Below are 25,775 nucleotides of genomic sequence, written 5' to 3' on the forward strand. Positions count from 1 at the left end.
TATTATATCATAATATTTATACAATTCTACTGGTAAATCTATGCAATTCGATAAATAAAAAAACTCCCTTTCGGGAGTTAGTTTATCTTAGCTTCTTTATTCTTTCAACACTGCTTACTATACTAGTTATTCTTATTCCAAAGTTTTCATCAACAACAACAACTTCTCCAAGTGCTATTTGCTTTCCGTTAACTAATATTTCAACTGGTTCTTCTGCAAGTTTATCTAATTCAATTAAGGAACCTGTTCCTAAATTTAAGATATCTTGAATACTCTTCTTTGTTCTACCTAAAACAACTGATATATCTAATGGAACATCTAAAATTAAATCTATGTTCTTTATAGGTGGAACATTATTTTGAGGTGCCAATGGTTCAAAGGCAGCTGAATGAACTTCTACTGGTTGCTGCATTCTTTGTGGTGGTGCCTCATAATATGGTTGTTGCTCATAATATTGTTGCTGAGGTTGACTATACTGCGGTTCCATACTTGGTGCATTGTTAACAGGTTGTTGTATTTCTTTACTCGCAATACTTTCTTTTGGTGCAGCTTTGGCAGGTTCTGCCTTTGGCTCCTCCTTAGGTTTATCTTCTCCAGTCATTATAGCTACAATATTTTTTGCTGTAGAAATCGGGAATATCTGCATTATATTACTATCTACAATATCTCCAATTGTCATTTTAAATGATACTCTTACAATAGGCTCATCCTCTGGAATAGCCTCTGATATTGGCATATTTCCATCTGTAACAACTCTTGCTGATGGTGGTGAAATATCAACCTTTCTACCAAACATTGTTGCCATAGACGTTGCTGCTGAACCTATCATTTGATTCATGGCTTCTGATACTGCACTAATTTCTATTTCTGATAGTTCATGAACTTCTGTAATGTTTCCATCTCCACCCATCATGAGATTAGATATTACTAAACCATCTGCTATTTTTACTATTAGTATATTTCTTCCAATGATCCCTGTAACATATTCTATATCTAAAACAATATTAGGAGTTTCAAATCCTTCCTTTATTTCTCTTAAAGTTGTTACAGTTACAACTGGTGTAGTTATATTAACTTGTTGATTTATAAGCTGATATAATGCTGTAGAGGCTGAGCCCATGGAAATATTTCCAATTTCCCCAAGCAGATCTTTATCAAGATCAGTTATTACCTCTGCATCTGTGCTAGCTGTTGTTCCATTATCACTTTCAGTAGAAGTTGTATCTTCTCCTGATAATAAAGCATTTATTTCTTCCTGTGACAAAAAGTTATTACTCATACTCATCCACTTCCTTATCTGATATATCTAAAATCATTACACCCATATTCTTTCCTGCTATACCTGGCTTAGCATAGTAGCATTCTTCATTTCCTACATATACCTTTATTGGGGATGAGCTCTTATTATCAAGTCTAATGACATCGCCTACTGTTAATTTTAAGAAATCATCTACAGTAATCTTTGTACATCCAAGTTCAGCTATAATATCAACATCCACTTTATTAATACCTTTTTCTAGTTTTTCTCGTGATTCAGCCATCATAGCTTCATCATCATTTCTAAATGCATATTGAACCACTAATTTATCCAATATTTTTTCTATACTTAGATACGGAAGACACATATTTATAAAAGTGCTTCTTTTATTCATTTCAACCGAGAATGTTATTAACGCTACAGGATCATTTGGGGCCAAAGTTTGATTTACAGCCGGATTAGTTTCAATAGCTTCAACTTCCGGCTCAACTTCGATAATTGTATCCCATGCCATTTTTAAGTTATTGATCATTCCTGTTGTGATTTGTCTCATTATGTTTTTATCAATATCTGTAAACTCTTTAGCTTCAACTTTCCTATCCCCTTTTCCCCCTAATAAAACATCAATTATCTGTAGTGAAAATTGAGGATTAGTTTCAAATATTATATTTCCTACCAATGGTGGCATTTTAAATATTGTAATAAAGGTAGGATTTTGTACAGAGTGTATAAATTCCTCATATGTTATCTGCTCTACAGTTTCAATTTTAACTTTAACATTTAGTCGTGTTTGACCTGTTAAATAATTAGAAATTATTCTAGCATAATTATCATGAATTAATTCAAGAGTTCTTATATGCTCTTTTGAAAATTTTTGAGGACTTCTAAAATCATAAAGTTTAATCTTATGTTTTTCTTCCTCTTTCCCAACCTCTTCTGTTTCTAATTCCCCTGTAGATAAAGCAGATAACAGTGCATCAATTTCACTCTGCGATAAGACATCTGCCATATTTCTCCCTCATTTCAAAATACTAATTTAATAACTTGTCAATATCTATTATTGTAAGAAGTTTATCATCATAATTTAATATTCCTTTTATGTATGCTTGTGACCTGTTTGCATCTTTGTCAACTTTTTGTATATTTTTTTCATCTATATCTAAAACTTCTTCAACTTCGTCAACTGATATACCTATTTCTTCATCCTCAACAGTCAAAATAATTATATTATTTTGTTCTACACCTGGAGTTACATCTAACAATAAGTTTATATCAACAAGAGACTTAATACTACCACGTAAATTAATTAACCCTTTAATATAAGCTGGTGCTTTAGGAACCTTTGTAATTCCCATAGTATCATTAATACTTTGAACTCTTTCTGTTTCCACTGCAAAATGTTCTTCCCCTAATTTAAATACTACTATTTGCATAATTACACCTCCTCTTTCTTCCAATTAACAGTTGAAATTTTAATGTTAACTACTTAGCCTTAAATTCTTTTTAAATTCATAAAAATATAATTCCTAAATCCTAAAAATTTATAACTTTACAGTCAACTCATAACTGTTAACTCATAACTCATAACTAAATAAAATTATCCTACAACTTTTTTAATAGCTTCTAAAACTCTGTCAGCTTGGAATGGTTTTACTATGAAATCCTTAGCTCCAGCTCTTATTGCATCCATAACCATTGATTGTTGTCCCATTGCTGAACACATGATTACTTTAGCATCTGGATCAAAAGCCTTTATTTGTTTAACTGCCTCAATACCATCCATATCAGGCATTGTTATATCCATTGTAACAACATCTGGTTTTTCCTTTTTATACAGGTCAACAGCAACCAATCCATTGTTTGCTTCTCCTACTATTTCAAAATCATTTTTTTCTAAAATATCCTTTATCATCATTCTCATAAAAGCTGCATCATCTACAATTAAAACTTTAGCCATAATTTTTTCCCTCCAAATTTAATTTATTCCTATAGATTGTAATATTCTCTCCAATGACCCCGGCATTGGAATATAATAAAAGTGTCCACCTATATTTTCTTCTGTGTCATAATCTAAAAATACAGTTTCTATATCTAATATATATTCATCATATTGATTAGATTCTATAAATGTTGTTGTGAGTATTGCCCCTAACATATCATATGATGTAGCTGGTACTGATGGTGCAATAGCAAGATTTGTTAACTGTGCAATTGAGTTCATGTATGATGCCGATATTATATTGGCTATCTCGCACAATACAGATTTACCCATTTCACTTTCTGGTGACTGCTCGCTCCCAACTAATTTCCTTATTACATTGTCAGATGTTTTTCTATCGAATACTAAAAGTATATTACCTGCAATATCTCCTAGCACTCTTACAACTGTACCAGCTACTTCTATCTCTCCATTTTCTTCTACTAATGCATCTAATCCTACGACATTTACAGCTGGTACTGTCATATCAATCTTTTTTCCTATCATCATGGAAAGAGCAGTTGCTGCATTTCCTGCACCTATGTTAGAGACTTCTTTAAGTGCATCTAATTGTAAAGCGCTTAAATTAGAATACTCCACTTCTAACCCTCCTTCAAAAATTTTCTACCCTTAAGGGCATTTGGTATGATACATGTCCTCACCTTTTCTATTTTTGAAATAAGATCAAACAACATCTACCTATACTAATTTTAACTATATCAAGTAAACTTAATTAATTCAACTTGAAATTTTTTATAATAATGCACCTATATCTAATATCAATGTTACCAAACCATTACCTAGTATAGTAGCACCAATATATTGATCTAAGTTCTTAAGTGTTTTTCCTAAAGGCTTAATAACTATTTCTTGTTGTCCATGCAATGAATCAACTAATAAACCTATAGTCTTATCACCTACATTTACTATTATAACAAATTTCTTATTAGTTTCGCTAGCCTCTATATCTAAAGTTTCATTTAATCTTATTAATGGAATTACATTTTCCCTATAAACAATAACTTCTTTTCCATTACTTCTCTTTATATTTTCTTCTTTATAATCAATTACTCTATCGATAAAGCCTAATGAAATTGCCAATGTTTCTTCTCCAACTTTTACAAGTAAAGCTTGTATTATTTGCAGTGTAAGCGGAAGCTTAATTACAAATGTTGAACCTTTTCCTTCTTCACTTAATACATCAACAGTTCCTCCAAGTGCTGCAATTTTTGTCTTAACGACATCCATTCCAACTCCTCTACCAGAAATATCTGTTACTACATCATTTGTACTAAAGCCTTGTGCAAAAATTAGATTCTTAATATCATTTTCTGACATTCCTTCTGTATTAATCCCCTTTTGCTCCGCTTTAGCTTTAACTTTTTCTACATTAATTCCTGCACCATCATCGATTACCTTAATTAATGCTTTAGTTCCTTCTTGATACGCTACTAGCTTAACAGTCCCAACTGGTGATTTACCTTGCGCAACTCTCTTTTCCACTGATTCTATTCCATGGTCAGCTGCATTTCTTAATAAATGTATTAATGGTTCACCTATTTCATCTATTACTGTCCTATCAAGTTCAGTATCAGCACCTTCTATAATGAAATTAATTTCTTTATTTAATTCTACTGATACGTCTCTAATCATTCTTGGGAATCTATTAAATACTGTATCTAATGGTAACATTCTAATTTTCATAACTAAATCTTGAAGATCTGATGTTGTTCTTCCAACTTGTTCTAAAGTTTCATTTAATTCTTGTGATTTTTGAACATTTACAATCTGTTCCAATCTAGTCCTGTAAATTACAAGTTCAGAAACCATATTCATTAAATTATCTATTCTTTCCAAATCTACCCTGACAGATTGATGTGCTTTTTTAACTTCTTTCTTAGGTCCTGCTTTCTTAGCTGTTTCTTTCTTAGCTTCCGCCTTTGGTTCTACTGACTTTTCTTCAACTGGTTTTACTACTTCTTGTTTTACAGTTTCCTCTTTAACAGGAACTTCTTGCTTAGCAGGTGCCTCTTTTTCATCAATTTCTTTTAGAGCCACATCAATACCCTCAAAGCTAATTAATGTCGCTTCAACTTTAGATACTTCAGAAATACTATTCACAACAGATAAAATTTCATCTACACTGTTTTTAGTTACTAATATGAATTTTAATTCAAAATCAAATTCCTCATTTTCAATTTCTTGTGTTGATGGTTCTGATTTTAATATTTCGCCATGTTCTTCAAGATCTTTAACAATTAAAAATGCTCTTGCAGATTTTAACAACGTGTTTTCACTTAAAGTAACCACTATCTCAATTGAATTAAAGCCCTTTTCTTTTGCTTGTTTGATTACAGATGAATCATATTGATTTAATTGTAAATCAATAGCTGATGCAGACTTTTGTTCATCTTTTTTATCTTCAACTGCACTATTTCCATTATTTTTAATGTCAGTTAAAGCTTTCATTATACCATCTATATCTATTTTTTCATCTGAGCCCTCTTGAACATTGTCAACCATTTTTTCTAATGTATCAAGACAATCAAACAATACTGTAACTACATCTTGTGTAACTTTTAATTCACCTTCTCTAAACTCCGCTAATACGTCCTCCATTTTATGAGTAAGTTCTGCTAGATCTGTAAATCCCATTGTTGCTGCCATACCTTTAATTGTATGAGCAACTCTGAATATTTCATTAACTTTATCTGTATCCTCTGGATTTTGTTCCAAATCTAATAATGACTCATTCAATGTTTGCAAATTATCTAATGATTCCTCTAAAAACATTGACATATATTGAGATGTATCCATCACGTATTCCTCCTTTATAATTTTTTATAAATAAAGGTTGATGCTTTTTCGAATCCGTAGTCTCTATAATTATATATACTTTCTGTAGCTCCTACAAATAAAAGCCCACCTTTTTTTAATGAATTACTAAACTTTTTATAAATTTCCTGCTTTATGTCATTATTAAAGTAAATAACAACGTTTCTACACACAATCAAATCAAAGCCATTTTCATAATTGTCTAAAATCAAATCATGTTTTTTAAATGTAACCATATTCTTAATTTTAGGCATTATATAATACTTATCGTCTTTTGTACTAAAATATTTACTTAAATCTGTATTATTTACGCCTTTTATTTCATTTTGTGTATATTCACCAATTTTCGCTTTAGAAAGAATAGTGTCATCAATATCTGTTGCAATTATATTATGCCTTCCATTTGGAGTTAATCTATCTAAAATAATTCCTAAAGTATAAGGTTCGCAACCTATAGAACACGCCGCACTCCAAATTTTCAAATTTGGATTATTGGGCAATAATTCTTTAGAAATTTGTTTTTCTAAATCTTGAAATAATTCAGGATTTCTAAAAAACTCTGTTACATTTATCGTAATAAAATCCAAAAACTTTTGCCTTTGTTCTGGATTTTCTTTTATCGCTCTAGTATATTCATCTAATGACTTTATACCCACTCTTGTCATCAAGCTATTTATTCGTCTATTTAACTGTTCTGGTTTATATGCTGATAAATTGATTCCTAATTCTCTATGAACCCATTTGTGAAACTCATTAAAATCCATGTCTCCTTCTATACCCCTTTTACTATTTTTATTATATTATTTGCTACCTGATCTAGCGGAACTACCAAATCTACTTTACCAGTTTCATAAGCTGCTTTAGGCATACCATAAATCGTACATGTTGATTTATCTTCAGAAATTGTTATGCCCCCACTATCTTTTATATTTGCAGTTCCATCAGCACCATCTCTACCCATACCTGTTAAAATAGCCGAAACCAAATTTCCTTTGTATACATTTATAGCTGAATTAAACAACTTATCAACTGCAGGCCTTACACCCCATATTGGTGGTTCTTCATTTAACTTTATTGAACTATTACTTGAAATTGTCATATGCTTTCCACCTTTAGCAATGTATATTGTATCATTGTATATCTTCATTCCATCATCTGCTTCAACCACTTTCATTTCACATGCTTTATCTAATCTTTCTGCGAATACTTTAGTAAAGCCCTCTGGCATATGTTGTACTACAAATACTGGAACTCCTAAATTATATGGCAGTTTTGTTAATACTTCTTGGAGTGCCTTTGGGCCTCCTGTAGATGCTCCTATAACAACCGCATCAATTCTCTTATTTTTAGGTATTGATATAATCCGCTCCATATTCATACTACTTTCTCTAACGCTATTCTCTTTAGGCAAGTTGAAGCTGCTTACTGTGCTATTCTGTTCAACTTTATAATTTGTTTTGTTTTCTAATAAAGGATTCCTTTTAAACTTCATACTACTTGTTATACTTTTAATTTGTTCAACTAAATCATTTCTAATTTTTATTATGTCTAGTGAAATACTACCTGAAGGTTTAGGTATAAAACTTATAGCACCATTATCTAAACAATCTAAAGTCATTTTAGATCCTTCTGTTGTTGCACTACTAACCATTATTATAGGATAATTTTTCCCTGATTTCTTTAATTCTTTTAATGTTGCAAGGCCATCTAAGTCTTTCATATGTACGTCTAATGTGATAAGGTCAGGATTATATTTATCAACCTTTTCAATTAGTTCTCTTCCATCTCTAAATTTAGCGATAACTTCGAAAGTACTTTCAGATTCTATCATATCTGAAATAGCTTTTCTCATAAACGCCGAGTCATCAACAACTATAATTTTGATTTTATCCACCTAATCACCCTTTCTTGCAATTTTATATTTCCATAACGCCTTGTCCTACAACTTTAAGAACTACCTTTCCATCACTTGCGTGAAGAATCATTGTTCTCCCCTTATTTCCTCCTGTCTCTTCTGAGATTACAGGTACAGCTTCATCTTTTAAAGCTTTTTTTACCGCGTCACTGTTTCTTTTACCAATATCACTTATTATACTTTTATCAGTAAAATTAAACATTGATGCCCCCCCTGCAATTTTGGCTATAAGGTTTCTTTTTTTGCAGCCCTCTTTTTCCATTTTTTCTATTAAAATAGGTATAGCAGTATCTGCAAATTTCATAGGGTTAGTGTTATTTTTAAATTGAGTGCTATCAGGAAGCATTATATGTGCCAATCCAGCAACTTTTAATGTTTTATCATATAAAGCTATGCCTATGCATGAGCCTAATCCTATAGTCATTATTGTTCCTGGATCCAGTACCAAATTCAAATCAGCTATTCCAACTTTTATCTCTGCACCTACCATTTTTACCCCCTAAAAGATTCTTTCTTCATCTTCAGAAGATAATATTTTTTCTAAGTCTAGCAAAATAACTATATTTTCTCCAAGCTTTATTAATCCAGAAATGTATTTTTTATCTATTGTAGCTGTTATTGGAGGAGCCTCTTCCATTAAGTCACTATTTACATCTCTTACTTCATATACATTTTCAACAATTATCCCAAATTTATTTGATGCTCTTTTTACAACAATAATTTTTTTATCATCATTATTTATATCTTCTCCAATTCTAAATTTTTTAGATAAACTTATAATTGGAAGTATTCTTTCTTCATAATTAATTACTCCTTTAACAAAAGATGGAGCTTCAGGTAAAACAGTAGGTTCTTGATACCCTAGAATTCTTTCAACTTCCTTTATATCTGTTGCATAATGTTCTCCACCAAGTCCAAATATTAATATCTTAATTTCATTACTCGCCATTAGTTTTATAACCTCCTATAAAATGAACTTATCAATCGTTACGTCTCCATCTTTGTCCAAATATGCCTCTACATTTTTAGAAGAGATATCTAATACCATTTGCTTTTCTCCAAAACAAAAAACTGTATTATAATGTGCTATATCAGCAAAAATACGACCTTTCTTAGAAACCTTCAATATAGTATTAACTCCCGCCTCACTTCCTACTGTCTTTACTCTTATCTCTGAACCAGCGTATAGTGTACCTCCTCTACACACTGCTTTTTCATTTGTAAATTCTATTTTATTTAAAGCGGTAATATCACATGTATACTGACCTTTTCCAGTTATATAAACATTTCCTGATGCCTCTATGGTTGCTCCTTGTGCATATCCTAGATAAATATCCGCTGGAACCACTATTAACGCCTCTATTTCTTCTATTTCCTCATCAAGCATATTTTCAAACTTTTCAAGCTCTTTATAGCTTTCCATTTTAAGAGGTCCTAGTCCAATCAATTTATTTATTATAAAAGTAACCAACTCACTATGTTGAATACCTTGTGACATGTTGAAATTCAAAACACTTCTTGATAAGTTAGGCAATGCTTTAAATTTATTCTCAATTAGAATCTTAATAATTTCTCCATCTTTTCTATCACCTAATAATTTGTTTCCCTTTACTTGTTCAGCGGAAGCTCGCAATTCTTCCATAATACTTTTATATGTTAACAAATTATCCAAATATTGCTTTCTTTCAACATTTTCACAACCTGCCGTAACTGTTGAATTTAATACGTTACCATTTATTCTTATTTCTCCGCCCGATCGCACTGTTGCAGACTCTACATTTTTCCCAATTAGTAATTCATTCCCGGCTTTTACCTCCATACCTTCCAAAACCGCTCCAGTTACTTCAACATTACCAACAAAGTCAATATTACCACTCTTCAAATCAACCTGATCTACCTTATATTGCTTATTTACTGCAAATGTATTGGTTTTGAACGAAGGTTTTCCTTCAGTAGTTGCTATAACTTCATCATGTTCAAGTTTACATCCGTCTCCAATTTTTAATGCAACTTTTTTTGACGTCTTTCTTTTTAATTGTACGCCAAAAACATCTTGTCCATCACTTCCTGTAGTACCATGTATTATTCTACCTATAACATCTCCAACAACAGCATTTGCAATTGAAAATCTATTTCTAAAATCAATTTTATCACTTGTTTCTTCATACCCTTTTAACTCTTCAGATTCCTTGAATAATACCTGAATTTCGTCAGGTATGTCATCTTGAGCAGGCATACCTTTTGCTACAAGTAAATCTTCTACATGATGAACTTGACAAGCTTCTTCTAATGCATCATTAATTATACCATATCGAATACCTTTATTTTGCAATAAAGCCCTTAATTCATTCACAGTATATTTTGCTGGATGTTTGTCTTCTACCCTTTTCTTTTGAATAACTAAATTCTTACGGTATCCTTGTTCAACTAGCTTATATATATGTACAGGATTAGACTTTATACTAAGATAAGCTTCCATTTTATTACTTGTAATTTGTATTTCTGCACTTTTTGTTGGTTCAACTTCTTCAAATTTATATTCTATATTATCACGGGAAGATACTTCTGCTATTTGCCCTGAGAGCTCACCATTAACATATAATTTAATGCCATCACATGGTTTTATTGTGATAACTTCATTGCTATTACCAGAGTCTTTTACTATTATCTTTCCATTCTCCACTTTAGCTCCGTATTCCATATCATCTTCTTCTATATTCTCTGTAACTTTATTTTCAATATCATTTTTTATTATTTCTTGCTCATTTTCTTCTATTTTATTAAGTTCACTCTCTAATATTTCTATTTCAACGATCTTTTTAAAAAAATGCTTTTCTTCTTTAGTGACCTTATATTTTAAATTTTCTTTAGCAATATTTAATTCACTAGCTGCTTTATCTAGACATTCTCCTAATGATGATGCTGAAAATTTCAAACTCATAATATCTCCCCCTAAAAAATACTCTTTTCTTTTAGTATACCACAGGCTAATATAATTTTATATTCATTTATTTATATTAATTTATGTAATTTTACAAATAAGTGCAAAAATTTCATTTTTCAATGCATTTTTATATATGAATCTATCTCATGATTATATTCTTCAATTAATTTTCTAATTAAATCATTGTTAATATTAAAATTTATATTATCAACTTTACTTATTGGTAATATTTTAGGAGATGTACCTGAAATAAACATACCATCCAACTCACCAATATCTGAAGCTTTAAATTCCTCTTCTTTAACTTCTATACCATTTCTTAAAGCTATCTCAATCACTTCGCCTCTGGTAACTCCAGGCAAAACCTTTTTTAACGGAGAAGTAATAAGAATATTGTCTTTAACCATAAATATGTTTGATCTGCTTCCTTCCGTAATATTTCCTTTTGAATCAACCAGTATTGCTTCGTAAACATTTTTGTCTCTTATTTCATTATTAATTCGTTCTCTAAAAGTTGTGTTAATTATTTTTGCATTAGGATTTTCTCTTTCAGCAAAATACAAAATGGTTTTAACTCCATCTTTATACATATCTGATGAAGGATATGAGTGTTCAATAAAAAATATTCTTAATAACTTTTCATTGACCGAATATGTTATTTTTATATTTCCTTCAACTTTTTTTTCACTTTTTATCAATTCTTTTATTTTTTCGCTTATTTCATCATAAGTAATTTTAAAATTTTCATTAATTAATTCAAAAGAATTTTTCATTCTCCTTAAATGATTCTCTAAAAAAAGCGGTTTTCCTTCTAAAACTCGCAAAACTTCATATATTATTTTTTCCTCCATCTCCATCACTCTTTTCTTATCTATCTTTTATTGCCATTTTAGTATTTCAATTTCATGCTTTTTACTGTAATTTATTAAATAAGGTTTTCCTACCAAATCCAAAAGAGGTTTATCAGATAAAGAATCCGAAAACATATAAGATTCTTTAAAATCCACTTTGATTTTTTCATCTTTTATTACTTCTTTTAATCTCTTTACCTTCTCCTCTCCCTTACAATTTCTTCCATTAATTTTTCTTGTAAAAACACCATTTTTAAACCAAAACTTTGTTCCAATTACTCTATCAACTTCTTTTATATTATAAAATTCATTTATATAAAATTCTGGGGATGCAGAAATTAGATATATCAAATATCCTTCATTTTTCAATTTTTTTATCATTTTTAATGCATCTTCATATATTATTGTAGTTAATTTTTCATCATAAAACTTCTTAACGAGAATGGCTAAATCTTTTTCCTCTATTCCATCTATAAATTTCAAGAATTTTTCTTTCACCTTTTGCTCATCATACACTTTTATTCCATACATAATCCCGCAAAATATAGCTCTAGGCAAAAAACAAATATTCCTTTTATCATTCTTTATTACAAATTTAAACAATTCCATTAAGGTTTCTTTTTTAGTAATCGTATAATCTATATCAAATATAGCAAGTTTCTCCAAAGCACTATACCTACCTTTTTAATATATAACTCAAGATTCACAAGTTCTAATCAACAATTATCAATTAATAATTGTTCTTTTACTAATAGAACATATACATCCTTAGAGTTAGATATTTATTTAATTCTTGACACTATATATTTTCCATATTTTAATTATCAATTATTCGTTGCATATTGTCAATTAAAATACTTTTTTATATATTTTACTTAATTTTACTTAAAAATATTGAAATTCTATCTATTCCATTTTCAATTACATCCATAGATGTTGCATATGATAATCTTATATATTCATCTGCTCCAAATCCTGCACCAGGTACAACCGCTACTTTTTCCTCTTCTAATAATACCCTAGCAAAATCTACGGAATTATTAATTTCTTGATCTCTAAAAGTCGTATTTAAGTATGCTGCTATACTCACCATAATATAAAACGCCCCACTAGGTCTGATAATTGATATTTCATTTAACTTTTCCAATTTGTATATCATAAAATTTCTTCTATTCTCAAATTCTTTGACCATATTATTTAAATCTTCCACCGGTCCATTTAAAGCTTCAATAGTTGCGTATTGTGTTATTGTATTTACATTTGATGTCATATGACTTTGAAGACTAGTCATAAGTTTAATTATTTTTTCACTTGCTGCTGCATAACCAAGTCTCCATCCTGTCATCGCATAAGACTTAGACACACCATTAATTACTATTGTTCTCTCATAGGCATCTTCGTTTAAAGCTGCAATACTAATATGTTTTTCTCCATCATATATTAATTTTTCATATATTTCATCTGATATAATTAATAAATTATGCTCTTTTGCAAAATTAGCAATTTCCAATAGTTCTTCTTCATGATAAATAGTTCCTGTTGGATTATTAGGACTATTAATTATTATTGCTTTTGTTTGATTTGTGACAGCCTTTTCTAAATCTGCTCTTGTATATTTATAATTACTTTCTTTTGATGTTTCTACAAATACAGGAACTCCATCAGCTAACTTCACTAGTTCAGGATAACTGACCCAATAAGGCACTGGAAGCAATACCTCATCCTCAGGATTTAAAACAGCCATAAGTGTATTCGCCAAACACTGCTTTGCACCAGTAGATATTATTATTTGGTTTGGTTTATATTCCAAATTATTATCTTTTTTAAATTTGTCACAAATAGTTTCTTTTAACTCCAACATCCCTCCAGCTGGTGTATACTTAGTCTTCCCATTATTCATAGCATCTATAGCTGCTTGAATTATATTTTGTGGTGTATTAAAATCCGGTTCTCCTGCCCCAAAACTTACCACATCTACCCCTTGACTTTTCAATTCATTAGCCTTAGCTGTGATTGCTAATGTAATAGATGGTGTTATATTACCTGCCTTTTTAGATAATTGCATTGCTTTATTCCTCCCATTTTGACACTTATGTTCTTTATCAAATAGTATATGTAATTATATATATTGTACCCTATCGTCACACATTTAAAATATATCATTATTATTTTGAATTGTAAACTATATACAATATTGGAGCAATAGCTTATTAGCCGCTCTTCCTTTACTATATTTTTTCCTACAAAAAAAAGACTTTAGCTAAATATCCTAAAGTCTTTTTTATCATATTATTCTTCGCCAACTAGCTCATTTTCATAATAAGCTGATACTTTGTCAAATTCTTCTTCGTCTGGAACTACTAAAGCTTCACCATCTAATCTAAAAAGATAAACTGAGTCTTCATTTGGGTTTTGAGCTAAATAGTACATATTTCCTTCATACTCAAATTCATCAACTACAGGGCATGTAATTACATTTCCATTTTCATCTTCTAAATCTATAACGAAGTTTTCTTCATCATCACCGCATCCACATCCACATTCATGATCATGGTCATTTCCACAATTGCATTCATGGTCTTCACCATGATTATGTCCACCACATCCGCAGTTGTTTTCTTCTTCATTATTGCATCCGCATTTTTCTAAATCTTTATCCATTATAAAACCTCCTTTAGGTATATGTATCAAAAAAATAATTATTAATAATATGTCTATATTATGTTGATAAGATAGTGCTAAAAAATTAATTGTATTTACTTACAAAAATATCATTTCATAAAACAAACAATTTTATACAGAATTAATTTTTGATAATGTCTCAATTAATTTTACCTTGTATTTCAATAAAATAAAACCCTAAAATTAATTTTTTTTATTATTTATAAAAAAGAAGCCACAAAAGTGACTTCTTCTTTTTCGCGCAAATTTAGTTATTTATTCCTCAATACTATTGTTGATTAGCTAACTTCTTGTATCCTTCTAATCTTTCCATAGCATCTTGTTTAGTCTTTTCAAATAAAGCTTCAGCTTGTTCTGGGAATGCTTTAGCTAATGAAGAGTATCTAACTTCTCCCATTAAGAATTCCTTGAAATCTGCTGTTGGTTCTTTTGAATCTAATGAGAATGGATTCTTTCCAGCTTCTTTTAATTCTGGGTTGAATCTGTACATTTGCCAATATCCACATGCACTAGCTCTCTTAGCTTCTTCTTGGCTGTTACCCATACCAATTCTTAATCCATGATTGATACATGGTGCATAAGCAATTATTAATGATGGTCCTTTGTAAGCTTCTGCTTCTGCAAGAGCTTTCATAACTTGGTTCTTATCAGCACCCATGTTAATTTGAGCTACATATACATAACCATAACTCATAGCCATCATACCAAGATCTTTCTTCTTAGTCTTCTTACCACTTGCAGCAAACTTAGCGATTGCAGCAGTTGGAGTAGCTTTAGATGATTGACCACCAGTGTTAGAATAAACTTCTGTATCTACTACTAATATATTTACATCTTCTCCAGAAGCTAATACATGGTCAACTCCACCGTATCCGATATCGTATGCCCATCCGTCTCCTCCGAAGATCCATTGTGATCTCTTAACGAAGTAATCTTTTTGAGCTAAAATTGATTTAGCAGCTTCAGTTCCTGATTTTTCTAGAGCAGCAACTAATGCATTAGCTCTTTCTCTAGTTCCTTCACCTTCATCAACATTGTCTAACCAATCTTGTAATTCAGCTTTTGCTGGATCATTTGCAGCTATAGCAGCTTTTGCTTCTCCTGCAATTCTTTCTCTGATAGCTTTAACTCCTAAGAACATACCTAATCCATATTCAGCATTATCTTCGAATAATGAGTTAGCCCAAGCTGGTCCATGTCCTTCTTTATTCTTAGTATATGGAGTTGAAGGAGCAGATCCTCCCCAAATTGATGTACATCCAGTTGCATTAGCTACCATCATTCTATCACCAACTAATTGAGTTATAGCTTTAACATATGGAGTTTCTCCACAACCTGCACAAGCTCCTGAGAATTCAAGTAATGGTTGCTCAAATTGGCTACCTTTAACTGTCTTCTTGTTCATTGGGTTCTTCTTAACTGAAATATCATGTACTAAGTAATCCCAAGCTGGAATATTTACATGTTGGCTTTCTTGTGGTTGCATAACTAATGCTTTTCCTGGAGCAGGACATACTTGAGCACAGTTTCCACACCCACTACAATCTAATGGAGAAATTCCCATAGCGTAGAATAATGGTTCTTCTGTCTTTAATGCCTTAGCAGCAACTGCTTTAACTGATTCTGGAGCAGCATTCTTTTCTGCTTCTGTTAATAAGAATGGTCTTATTACAGCATGTGGACATACTATTGAACATTGGTTACATTGGATACATTTTTCTGAATCCCATTCAGGAACATTTACTGCAATTCCTCTTTTTTCGAATGCTGCAGTACCATTTTCAAAAGTACCATCTTCCATTCCTATAAATGCTGAAACTGGAAGTTGATCTCCTTCTTGTCTGTTCATTGGAATAACTATATCCTTAACAAACTTAGTCATGTGTTTAACTTCTTCTTCTTTTTCATCTTGTGCAGTCTTCCAAGCTTCTGGAATATTGATTGCAACAATTGATTCAACACCTTTATCTATAGCTGCGTTGTTCATGTTAACAACTTTTTCACCCTTCTTACCATAAGAAGTTACAACTGACTCTTTTAAGTGTCTAATAGCATCTTCAACTGGAATAACATTAGCTAACTTAAAGAAAGCTGATTGCATTATCATGTTGATTCTTCCGCCAAGACCGATTTCTTGAGCAATACCTACAGCATTTAAAGTGTAGAACTTAATGTTGTTATTTGCTAAAAATCTCTTATATGAAGCAGGTAATTTTTCTTCTAATTCTTCTGGTGACCAGATAGTATTTAATAAGAAAGTTGAACCTGGCTTTAATCCATCAAGTACATTGTATTTGTGAACATATGATTGGTTAGAACATGAAACAAAGTCTGCTTTGTTAATTAAGTATGGTGACTTAATTGCTTTCTTACCAAATCTTAAGTGAGATACTGTGATTCCTCCTGATTTCTTTGAATCATAGAAGAAGTATGCTTGAGCGTACATATCAGTATTATCTCCGATAATCTTGATTGCACTCTTGTTTGCTCCAACAGTACCATCTGATCCTAATCCCCAGAACTTACAAGATGTAGTTCCTTCTGGAGTAGCATCTATATCTTCAGTTACTTCTAATGAAGTATTTGTAACGTCATCATTGATTCCTATTGTAAATCCATTCTTTGGTGTAGCTTGTGCTAAGTTAGCATAAACTGCAGCAATATGTCCTGGATTTGGATCTTTTGAACCTAAACCGAATCTACCACCAACAATAACTGGTGCATCAGCTTGTCCGAAGAATGCATTTCTAACATCTAAGTATAATGGTTCTCCAGCTGATCCTGGTTCTTTAGTTCTATCTAAAACAGCAATTTTCTTAACTGTCTTTGGAATAGCTGCTAATAATCTTTCATTTGAGAATGGTCTGAATAATCTTACTTTAATAACACCAACTTTTTGTCCATTAGCATTTAAGTAATCTATAGTTTCTTCACAAACGTCAGTAGCTGAACCCATAGCAATGATTACTCTATCAGCATCTGGTGCTCCATAGTAATCGAAACAGTGATATTCTCTACCAGTTAACTTAGTAATTTCAGCCATGTAGCTTTCTACTGTTTCTGGTAATTCATCATAGAATCTATTTACAGATTCTCTTTCTTGGAAATATACATCTGCATTTTGAGCAGTTCCTCTAGTTACAGGGTGATTTGGGTTTAATGCTCTTTCTCTGAAAGCTTTAACTGAATCCCAATCAAGTAATTTTGCTAATTCATCATATTCTAAAACTTCAATTTTTTGTACTTCATGAGAAGTTCTGAATCCATCAAAGAAGTTTAAGAATGGAATTCTTGTTTTAATAGCAGTTAAATGAGCTACTGCTGCTAAATCCATTACTTCTTGAACTGATCCTTCTGCAAGCATTGCAAAACCAGTTTGTCTTGCTGCCATAACATCTTGATGATCTCCAAATATATTTAGAGAAGATGTAGCTAATGCTCTAGCTGAAACGTGGAATACTCCTGGTAACATTTCACCAGCAATTTTGTACATGTTTGGTATCATTAATAATAAACCTTGTGAAGCAGTATAAGTAGTTGTTAATGCTCCAGCTTGTAAAGATCCATGAACTGCACCAGCTGCTCCAGCTTCTGATTGCATTTCCATAACTTTTACAGTTTGTCCAAATATGTTCTTTCTTCCTTGTGCTACCCATTCATCTACATGTTCTGCCATTGGTGATGATGGTGTAATTGGGAATATTGCAGAAACTTCTGTAAATGCATAAGATATATGAGCTGCTGCAGTATTACCATCCATAGTTTTCATTTTTCTCATCGCGTTGACCCCTCTTTCAAAATTTAAAAATTAAATTTAGAGTATTTATTAATAAGTTAGTCTTAAAAGACCACCTAATAAACATATTAACATTTGACTAGCTAAAAGTCACACCTCTTAAGCAATATTACAATCAGTTTATTTAACCAATTGTTTACTTAAGTTCATAATCATACTCGAGTGCTTCTTAGTTATTGAATCTTTAACTGCTAAATCTCCAATCACATTAAACCCATATGATGACATCTCATCTTTCCATATTTTCATGAAAGAATTATCAATCCATCCATAGGTAGCAAACAAAATACAATTCTTATTTTCATTCTGATCTTTAAAAGATTCTAACTGTTGAAGAAATGGTCTCATTTCTTCTTGTTCTATTTTAGTTGCATCTAATGCTGGGCAGCCAAAAGCAAGGCAATCTGCTTCTAATACATCTTCTATTGTGGCATCTGCAACATGCTTTAAGTTAACATTTGCACCTTGCTCTCTAGCACCCTCTGCCATTTTGTTTGCTAGAATCTCGATATTACCACCACAACTCCAATATATTATTGACACTTTCTTCATTGAAACAGCACCTCATCTTCTCGTTAAATAATTAACTTACTTATTAACTAAAATAAACTTACTCTTTTATTATATCTCACATATTTTTTTTTGCAAGATTTGATTATATAATTTGTATTATTTTAAATAATATTTATAGATTTTAGCAATCTATTCTCCAATGCTCTTTAATAATACCCCTACTATTGCTTCTACACCATTTTGGGCTTGACTTTTCTCCATATTTCCTATCAATTCTCTTTTTCTCTTCTTTAATTCAATAATTTTCTCATATAATACTTTTTCATTAATTTCTTCTTCTTCTATCATTAATGAATATCCTTCTTTTTTAAAGGATTTAGAGTTCAAAATTTGATCTCCTCTACTCGCCTTTTTAGAAAGAGGAATCAATAAAGTTGGTTTTTTTAACGCCAGAAATTCAAATATAGAATTAGCTCCTGCTCTTGATACTATGTAATCTGCAGCAGCCATAAGATTTGGTAGTTCATCGCTTACATATTCAAATTGTTGATACCCACTTCTATCTTTCAAGCTTTCCTCAATATTACCTTTTCCGCAAATGTGAATTATATTAAATTCACTTAAAAGTCTATCTAAGTTCTTTCTTATTTCCTCATTTATCAGTTTAGATCCAAGGCTTCCCCCCATTATAAGCAATGTTTCCTTATCATTAGTAAATCCACATAGTTTTTTCCCTTTAAATTTATCACCCTTAAGGATTTCTTCTCTTATAGGACTTCCAGTAAGTACACCTTTATCGCCCTTTACATAATTTAAGCTTTCTCTAAAAGTAACACATAATTTATCACAAAAAGGTGCTGATAATTTATTAGCTAAACCTGGTGTTATATCAGATTCATGGGCTACTACGGGTATTTTTTTCATTGATGCTGCAATAACTACAGGAACTGCAACAAATCCACCTTTTGAAAAAACAATATCCGGTTGCTCCTTTGAAATTATTCTTATAGACTGAATAACTCCCTTCATTATCTTAAATGGATCTGTAAAATTTTTAACATCAAAATACCTTCTTAATTTCCCACAGCTTATTCCAAAGAATGGTATATTGTTTTTTTCTATTATCTCTTTTTCAATACCATTGAAACTACCAATATATTTTATTTCAAATCCTTTTTCTTTCAATTTAGGTATCAACGCTAAATTAGGAGTAACATGCCCTGCTGTTCCTCCTCCGGTCATTATAATTTTATATTTTGACAAAAGACTTCCCTCCCGAAACCACTTAACTATTTATTGAAATCCATGTAAGATCTCTATTTTTCTCATCTCAATTGTAAATTGCAAACTATAAACAATATCTACATCAGCATCTTACTTTGAGCAATCGCTATATCAACTGTACACTGTAAATTGCCCACAGGGTACCCTAAAGGGCATAAACTGTAAACTTCCTAAATCATCTGTAATTTTGGACTACAATTTGAATACTCGTATTTCCATTATATTCATTAACATTTGGATAAAAAACCAAATCCATCATTATCCCATTATATACTCCATCATAAAGTTTTAACAATTCTTCTTTGCCATACTTATTACTAACTTCTTCTTCAAATTCGTAAATATCTCCAAAATATATTGCATCTATTACTTTATTTAATTTAGTCTTTACCTTAAGCTTTAACACATTTCTATTTTTACCCAATACTACTGCTTTTATTAAATTTACATTTTTTTCAGCAAATAATGGTTTAGAATTAGCTTTTCCAAACGGTTCTAATCTTTCAATATCATTGATCAAATCATAACTTATTGAATCAAGTGGCAAAGCACAATCAATGGTAACCTTTCTAAGTAAATCTTCATCTTTTAAATCAGTATTTCTATTCAATCTTCTTCTAAATTCATCAATATTTTCTTCCTGCAGTGAAAATCCAGCAGCCATAGGATGCCCTCCAAAGTTTTGAAGTAAATCCTTGCATTTAATAAGTTCCTCATACATATTATATTCCTCTATGGATCTACCAGAACCCTTTACCCCTTTTTCGGATTTTGTGATGACCAAAGTTGGCGCATTGTATTTTTCCCTTATCCTTCCTGCAATTATACCTGCTAAGCTTTCATGAACATCTGGTATATAAATCACAAGTACCTTGTCATTAATCATCCCGTTCATTTCAACAATTTCTATTGCAGTTTCAACGCCTTTCATTGTCATTTCTTTTCTTTCTTCATTTAACCTTACTAGTCCTTTAGCTAAAGTAACTGCTTCCTCTTCTTCTTTTGAAAGCAATAATTGTAATCCTACTTTCGCAGTATCCAACCTTCCTGATGCATTAATACAGGGTCCTATTATAAATCCAAGATGATATACTGATAATTTTTTTTCATTTAATTCACATTCTCTAAGCAATTCCATTAAGCCTAAATTGCTAGTATTATTTATAAGTTCTAACCCTTTTTTAACAAAAATTCTATTCTCATCAACTAAATCTACGACATCACAAACTGTTGCAATAGCCAAAAATTCTACTAATTTAAACGCTTCTTCCTTATCTATATTAAATTTTTCATAAAGCACTTGAATAAGTTTAAATGCTACTCCTGCTCCACATAATTGCTTAAATTTATATCTACAATCTTCTTGTTTAGGATTCACTATAGCATCTGCTTCTGAACTTATGAATTTTCTATTGTTATTTTCATCTTCTACAAACGGAATATCATGATGATCTGTTACAATAACAGTCATTCCCAAATCTTTTGCATATTTAATTGCTTCTATCGCTGATATTCCATTGTCACAAGTTAAGATTGTATCAACTCCATCTTCCTTAGCTTGTTGTATTATATCTTTATTTATACCATAACCATCTTTAATTCTATCTGGAATTTCATAATCTACCTTTGCATTGCATTTAACTAATGCAGTATATAAAATGTAAATACTTATAACTCCATCTACATCATAATCTCCAACAATTCGTATTTTTTTATTTAATTGTATTTTTTCTTTAAGGATATTTACAGCTTTATCTAAATCTTTCATATCACTTGCATTTCTAAGTCTTTCAAGACTTGGATTTACATAGCTTCTTATAACTTCATCATTTGTAATATCCCTATTAATAATAAGCTTGCTCATAAATTCTGTAATTCCATATTTTTGTGCTATTTGCTTATAATTAGCTTTTATATTTTTTACAAACCATCTTTCAGCCATCATTTATCCTCTTTCTAGTTTACAATGCACAATTCAAATTATATATCTATTAATTTTTACAATTCAAAATTGTGCATTGCTATTAATTACATCTAACATCTTAACCTATATACATCTTATATAACATTCCTGATGAAATAGCTTCAACCTTATGCTCATACCCTAGCATTTCTAATAATTTATACGAAAAAGCCATTGCAGTTGCTGGTCCTCTACTGGTTATTATATTTTTATCAACCACAACTGCTTCTTCTAAATATTCACAGTTAATTAATTCATCTTCATAACCTGGATATGATGTCATGTTTATTCCTTCAGTCAAACCAGATTTCCCAAGTACAATTGGCCCTGCACAAATTGCTGCTAATAATTTTCCTTCTTTATTTTGTTTTTTTACAAATTTTATTACCCTTTCGTCATCTCTCAAATTAGTAGCTCCTGGTATACCTCCTGGAATTACAACCAAATCATATTCCATATCCGCATCAAAAATTTTATCTGCTTTAATTTCTAGTCCATGACTTGATTTAACAATTTCATCTTCCATTGAAATTAAATCACAGGTTACATCTGCTCTTCTCATTATATCAGATACAGTTAAAGCTTCTATTTCTTCAAATCCTTCTGCTAATAATACGCATACTTTTTTCATATAAAATTCCTCCTCTTATAAGACAAACGAGGATATCCTAACCACTTTAGAACATCCTCATTCTATAATTTATTATTACCTTAATTATAACTCAATTATTTTATAAACACCATATAATATATACTATCTTAATGTAACTTCTTTTATTTCATCATCAAGAACAATAACCATTATATTAGCTCCTCTTCCTGCTCTATTCTGTAATTTAATATCATTTATTTTTAATACCGATTTTTCTTTAGATTTAGAAACGAGCATTACTTCCATATCACTTTCAGACAAAATCACACTATTTCCTTCTCCACTTTTATAATTACTATGATATTTACCAAAAATAACTTCATCCTCATCTCGTAAGCTTATTCCTGTAACTCCTGATGCAATTTTACCCATCGTATTTACATTTTCAACCGGGAATCTTATTGCCATACCTTTTTTAGTAATCATAATTAAATGCCCAAATTTTAATTGTTCAACTTCTGTAGAAATTACTTCATCATCTTCGTACTTAAACTTATAACATACTTGTTTAAAGAAATCACCTTCAAACTCCTTTAATAAAGTCTTCTTAATCATTCCCTTTTTAGAAAATGTATAAACAGCTAAATCTTCATCAGTATATGAATCTATTGATTTTAAGCTAATTATTTTTTCTCCCTTTTCTAATTTTCCCAAAAATGCTTCTACTTCAATTTCTTCTTTTAATACCTTCTTCATTAGGAATGCTGGGACTTTGTATACAAATCCCTTATTGCTAAACATGAGTATCTCTTTTAAGGAATTGGTTTTAACTTTCAAGGCATCTTCTTTAATTCTTTCAAAAGCCCTAAACTTCTTTTTATCTGTTATTCCAAGATTTATTTCAAAATATTCAAGTTCTTCACTATCTTCAACTTCAATTATTTCATCTTCCTTCGGGAAATTGAATAACTGCATTGGCAATATATTCCTAGATGTATCCTCTAAAGCTTTTACTTCAAGAGTAAATTCTAATCCCAACTTACTTTTAACTCTCAAGAATTTTTGTTCTTCTTCTAGCTCTCTTAAGCATACATCTATTAATTCATCATCTTCTCTAAGCTTTAATGCTTGAAGCTTAGTATATGAAGTTTGGAATTTATCCAATGAACTTAATTTAATTCCACCTTTTTTGGTGATAAATCTAAGAGCATTACTTGGTGAAAAATTATCTATTGATATGGCTGAAACTATTTTTTCCTCTTCAAGGTTTAAAGTTTTAATAATTTCATCAAGCCTTTCTCCTTTTTCCTTCCATTTAAGCTCAGATATATTAATACCCTTTGTCTGATACATAAAGCCTTTATCTGTAAATACAACCAGAGTATCTTTAGTATTTGAATTTACTAAAAAGCTCAAATAATCTCCTTCTCTATATTCAATATCTTCAGGATTAGAACTTGATCTATTATAATTTTTAAGAGGCATTCGCTTAACAAATCCGTCTTTCGATACTGTAATTACAACATCTTCTATAACAATTAATTCTTCAAGCTCAATTTTACTTTCACTATCATCATGAACTATTTCAGTTCGTCTTTTATCTGCATATTTATCACTAATTTCTTTTAATTCACTTTTGACTACTTTTAAAAGTTCCTTTTCACTAGATAATATTTTTTCAAGTTTTTTAATAAGTTTGTCAAGTTGTTCATATTCCTTTTGAAACACCTCTATTTCAAGACCTGTTAATCTATACAACATAAGTTCTAATACAGCCTGAGCTTGGTCTTCTGAAAATCCAAATTTATCAATTAAATTTATAGAAGCATCCTTCTTAGATTTCGAACTTCTAATCATCGCTATTACTTCATCTAATATACTTATAGCCTTAATAAAACCTTCAACAATATGATGTCTCTTCTTTGCTACTTCAAGCTCTTTGCTTGTTCTTCTAGTTATTATTTCTTTTTGATGTTCTACATAATATCGTATTATAGCCTTCAAACTCATAGTTTCAGGCTTTCCATTTGCTAATGCAACCATATTAAAACTAATGTTACACTGCAAATCAGTTTTCTTAAATAAATATTTTAATATCTTATCAGCTACATCTTCATCTGCATTTTTCTTTAATTCAACTACAGCTCTGATTCCATTTCTATCAGATTCATCTCTAATATCTGTTATAGCTTCTAACGCTTTGGCATGCCTTTTGTCCCCTGTCATTTCAGATATAGTTTGAAGAAGTTTAGATTTATTTCTTCTGAATGGGAATTCAGTTATAACTATACCAATTCTACCATTTTCAAGCTTTTCTATGTTAGTTTTAGCCCTATATGCAACTTTTCCTTCTCCGGTTTCATAAGCAGCTAAAATAGATTTTTCTCCAATTAAGATCCCACCTGTCGGTAAGTCTGGACCTTTAATATATTTCATTAACTCACTAGTTGTTATCTCATTATTATCAATATAAGCTAAAACGCCATCCGTCACTTCTCCTAGATTGTGTGGTGGTATATTAGTTGCAAGACCAACAGCTATACCAAACGTTCCATTTACTAAAAGATTAGGATATCTGCTTGGTAATACTTTAGGCTCCATTTCACTGTCCGAATAGTTAGGAACCATATCAACCGTATCTTTTTCAATATCGCGAAGCATTTCCATGGCAATAGGCGATACTCTCGCTTCTGTATACCTCATTGCTGCTGCTCCATCTCCATCTATAGATCCCCAGTTTCCATGGCCTTCTATAAGAGGTGCTCTTGTAGAAAAATCTTGGGCTAAAATTACCATAGACTCATAAACTGATGTATCACCGTGTGGATGATATTTACCTAGTATATCCCCAACTATTCTTGCAGACTTATAATATGGTCTATCCGGAAACGCCTTTAACATATACGCTCCATATAAAATTCTTCTATGTACTGGCTTTAATCCATCTCTAACATCTGGAAGTGCTCTATCTTTTGCTACTTCTATTGCATAAGGCAAATAATTTTCTGGCATTGCCTCTTCAATAGGAATGTTAATTATATTATTATCCTTAGGTATGTTATTTTCATTCTTCTTTGCCATAATATATCCCTTCTTCAGTTTACAGTTTACAGTGCACAATTTACAGTTGTGGAATAAATTCACCCCTCAACTGTAAACTGTAA

General features: G+C 30.8%; 21 protein-coding genes. All 21 read right to left on the reverse strand.

The window, feature by feature from the left end; translation table 11 throughout:
- Nucleotides 1-82: 82 nt before the first annotated feature.
- The 21 genes from fliY to CSPA_RS22355 all read right to left on the reverse strand — a co-directional run bounded on the left by fliY (nt 83) and on the right by CSPA_RS22355 (nt 25,692).
- Nucleotides 83-1,285, reverse strand: a complete 1,203-nt coding sequence (gene fliY, locus CSPA_RS22255) for a flagellar motor switch phosphatase FliY (RefSeq protein ID WP_015394648.1) — start codon at nt 1,283-1,285, stop codon at nt 83-85.
- Complete coding sequence (gene fliM / locus CSPA_RS22260) at nt 1,272-2,267, reverse strand: flagellar motor switch protein FliM (protein WP_015394649.1); 996 nt, start codon at nt 2,265-2,267, stop codon at nt 1,272-1,274. Before fliM ends, fliY begins: the two co-directional genes overlap by 14 nt.
- Nucleotides 2,268-2,289: 22 nt before the next feature.
- Complete coding sequence (locus CSPA_RS22265) at nt 2,290-2,691, reverse strand: chemotaxis protein CheW (protein ID WP_015394650.1); 402 nt, start codon at nt 2,689-2,691, stop codon at nt 2,290-2,292.
- Nucleotides 2,692-2,855: 164 nt separating this feature from the next.
- On the reverse strand, nt 2,856-3,215 hold the full coding sequence (locus tag CSPA_RS22270) for a response regulator (RefSeq protein ID WP_015394651.1): 360 nt from the start codon (nt 3,213-3,215) through the stop codon (nt 2,856-2,858).
- Nucleotides 3,216-3,233: 18 nt separating this feature from the next.
- The gene (locus CSPA_RS22275; RefSeq protein WP_015394652.1) at nt 3,234-3,836 is read right to left on the reverse strand and encodes a chemotaxis protein CheC; all 603 of its coding nucleotides are present in this window, start codon (nt 3,834-3,836) and stop codon (nt 3,234-3,236) included.
- A gap of 153 nt (nt 3,837-3,989) precedes the next feature.
- Nucleotides 3,990-6,053 carry a chemotaxis protein CheA gene (locus tag CSPA_RS22280; protein ID WP_015394653.1) on the reverse strand — a complete coding sequence of 688 codons (2,064 nt, stop codon included), beginning with the start codon at nt 6,051-6,053 and terminating at the stop codon, nt 3,990-3,992.
- Between the two features lie 14 nt (nt 6,054-6,067).
- Nucleotides 6,068-6,835: a CheR family methyltransferase gene (locus CSPA_RS22285; RefSeq protein ID WP_015394654.1), complete on the reverse strand. Its 768-nt coding sequence runs from the start codon at nt 6,833-6,835 to the stop codon at nt 6,068-6,070.
- An 8-nt stretch (nt 6,836-6,843) separates the two neighbouring features.
- On the reverse strand, nt 6,844-7,965 hold the full coding sequence (locus CSPA_RS22290) for a protein-glutamate methylesterase/protein-glutamine glutaminase (RefSeq protein WP_015394655.1): 1,122 nt from the start codon (nt 7,963-7,965) through the stop codon (nt 6,844-6,846).
- Nucleotides 7,966-7,987: 22 nt separating this feature from the next.
- Nucleotides 7,988-8,476 (reverse strand): chemoreceptor glutamine deamidase CheD, encoded by a 489-nt coding sequence (locus CSPA_RS22295; protein WP_015394656.1) that lies wholly within the window; start codon nt 8,474-8,476, stop codon nt 7,988-7,990.
- Between the two features lie 9 nt (nt 8,477-8,485).
- Complete coding sequence (locus CSPA_RS22300) at nt 8,486-8,935, reverse strand: chemotaxis protein CheW (protein ID WP_015394657.1); 450 nt, start codon at nt 8,933-8,935, stop codon at nt 8,486-8,488.
- A 15-nt stretch (nt 8,936-8,950) separates the two neighbouring features.
- On the reverse strand, nt 8,951-10,927 hold the full coding sequence (locus tag CSPA_RS22305; RefSeq protein WP_015394658.1) for a DUF342 domain-containing protein: 1,977 nt from the start codon (nt 10,925-10,927) through the stop codon (nt 8,951-8,953).
- A gap of 119 nt (nt 10,928-11,046) precedes the next feature.
- Nucleotides 11,047-11,781, reverse strand: coding sequence for an aminotransferase class IV (locus CSPA_RS22310; protein ID WP_015394659.1), 735 nt, complete (start codon nt 11,779-11,781; stop codon nt 11,047-11,049).
- 27 nt (nt 11,782-11,808) lie between these two features.
- Nucleotides 11,809-12,447, reverse strand: coding sequence for an HAD-IB family hydrolase (locus tag CSPA_RS22315; protein WP_015394660.1), 639 nt, complete (start codon nt 12,445-12,447; stop codon nt 11,809-11,811).
- A 205-nt stretch (nt 12,448-12,652) separates the two neighbouring features.
- Complete coding sequence (locus CSPA_RS22320) at nt 12,653-13,846, reverse strand: pyridoxal phosphate-dependent aminotransferase (RefSeq protein WP_015394661.1); 1,194 nt, start codon at nt 13,844-13,846, stop codon at nt 12,653-12,655.
- 224 nt (nt 13,847-14,070) lie between these two features.
- The gene (locus tag CSPA_RS22325) at nt 14,071-14,442 is read right to left on the reverse strand and encodes a DUF1292 domain-containing protein (protein WP_015394662.1); all 372 of its coding nucleotides are present in this window, start codon (nt 14,440-14,442) and stop codon (nt 14,071-14,073) included.
- Between the two features lie 289 nt (nt 14,443-14,731).
- On the reverse strand, nt 14,732-18,241 hold the full coding sequence (gene nifJ, locus CSPA_RS22330; RefSeq protein ID WP_015394663.1) for a pyruvate:ferredoxin (flavodoxin) oxidoreductase: 3,510 nt from the start codon (nt 18,239-18,241) through the stop codon (nt 14,732-14,734).
- Nucleotides 18,242-18,379: 138 nt separating this feature from the next.
- Nucleotides 18,380-18,811: a flavodoxin domain-containing protein gene (locus CSPA_RS22335; RefSeq protein WP_015394664.1), complete on the reverse strand. Its 432-nt coding sequence runs from the start codon at nt 18,809-18,811 to the stop codon at nt 18,380-18,382.
- 150 nt (nt 18,812-18,961) lie between these two features.
- The gene (locus CSPA_RS22340) at nt 18,962-20,035 is read right to left on the reverse strand and encodes an undecaprenyldiphospho-muramoylpentapeptide beta-N-acetylglucosaminyltransferase (protein ID WP_015394665.1); all 1,074 of its coding nucleotides are present in this window, start codon (nt 20,033-20,035) and stop codon (nt 18,962-18,964) included.
- 196 nt (nt 20,036-20,231) lie between these two features.
- The gene (gene recJ / locus CSPA_RS22345) at nt 20,232-21,998 is read right to left on the reverse strand and encodes a single-stranded-DNA-specific exonuclease RecJ (RefSeq protein WP_015394666.1); all 1,767 of its coding nucleotides are present in this window, start codon (nt 21,996-21,998) and stop codon (nt 20,232-20,234) included.
- 100 nt (nt 21,999-22,098) lie between these two features.
- On the reverse strand, nt 22,099-22,650 hold the full coding sequence (locus CSPA_RS22350) for a DJ-1 family glyoxalase III (protein ID WP_015394667.1): 552 nt from the start codon (nt 22,648-22,650) through the stop codon (nt 22,099-22,101).
- 123 nt (nt 22,651-22,773) lie between these two features.
- Nucleotides 22,774-25,692, reverse strand: coding sequence for a DNA topoisomerase IV subunit A (locus CSPA_RS22355; RefSeq protein ID WP_015394668.1), 2,919 nt, complete (start codon nt 25,690-25,692; stop codon nt 22,774-22,776).
- Nucleotides 25,693-25,775: the final 83 nt, after the last annotated feature.

Origin of the sequence: Clostridium saccharoperbutylacetonicum N1-4(HMT) (assembly GCF_000340885.1) — a bacterium.
Lineage (GTDB): Bacteria > Bacillota > Clostridia > Clostridiales > Clostridiaceae > Clostridium > Clostridium saccharoperbutylacetonicum.

Coding starts and splice junctions, on each gene's coding strand:
- fliY (WP_015394648.1), bottom strand. CDS start 1,285: ATGAGTATGAGTAATAACTTTTTGTCACAGGAAGAAATAAATGCTTTA.
- fliM (WP_015394649.1), bottom strand. CDS start 2,267: ATGGCAGATGTCTTATCGCAGAGTGAAATTGATGCACTGTTATCTGCT.
- CSPA_RS22265 (WP_015394650.1), bottom strand. CDS start 2,691: ATGCAAATAGTAGTATTTAAATTAGGGGAAGAACATTTTGCAGTGGAA.
- CSPA_RS22270 (WP_015394651.1), bottom strand. CDS start 3,215: ATGGCTAAAGTTTTAATTGTAGATGATGCAGCTTTTATGAGAATGATG.
- CSPA_RS22280 (WP_015394653.1), bottom strand. CDS start 6,053: ATGGATACATCTCAATATATGTCAATGTTTTTAGAGGAATCATTAGAT.
- CSPA_RS22285 (WP_015394654.1), bottom strand. CDS start 6,835: ATGGATTTTAATGAGTTTCACAAATGGGTTCATAGAGAATTAGGAATC.
- CSPA_RS22295 (WP_015394656.1), bottom strand. CDS start 8,476: ATGGTAGGTGCAGAGATAAAAGTTGGAATAGCTGATTTGAATTTGGTA.
- CSPA_RS22300 (WP_015394657.1), bottom strand. CDS start 8,935: ATGGCGAGTAATGAAATTAAGATATTAATATTTGGACTTGGTGGAGAA.
- CSPA_RS22305 (WP_015394658.1), bottom strand. CDS start 10,927: ATGAGTTTGAAATTTTCAGCATCATCATTAGGAGAATGTCTAGATAAA.
- CSPA_RS22310 (WP_015394659.1), bottom strand. CDS start 11,781: ATGGAGGAAAAAATAATATATGAAGTTTTGCGAGTTTTAGAAGGAAAA.
- CSPA_RS22320 (WP_015394661.1), bottom strand. CDS start 13,846: ATGCAATTATCTAAAAAGGCAGGTAATATAACACCATCTATTACATTA.
- CSPA_RS22325 (WP_015394662.1), bottom strand. CDS start 14,442: ATGGATAAAGATTTAGAAAAATGCGGATGCAATAATGAAGAAGAAAAC.
- nifJ (WP_015394663.1), bottom strand. CDS start 18,241: ATGAGAAAAATGAAAACTATGGATGGTAATACTGCAGCAGCTCATATA.
- CSPA_RS22335 (WP_015394664.1), bottom strand. CDS start 18,811: ATGAAGAAAGTGTCAATAATATATTGGAGTTGTGGTGGTAATATCGAG.
- recJ (WP_015394666.1), bottom strand. CDS start 21,998: ATGGCTGAAAGATGGTTTGTAAAAAATATAAAAGCTAATTATAAGCAA.
- CSPA_RS22350 (WP_015394667.1), bottom strand. CDS start 22,650: ATGAAAAAAGTATGCGTATTATTAGCAGAAGGATTTGAAGAAATAGAA.
- CSPA_RS22355 (WP_015394668.1), bottom strand. CDS start 25,692: ATGGCAAAGAAGAATGAAAATAACATACCTAAGGATAATAATATAATT.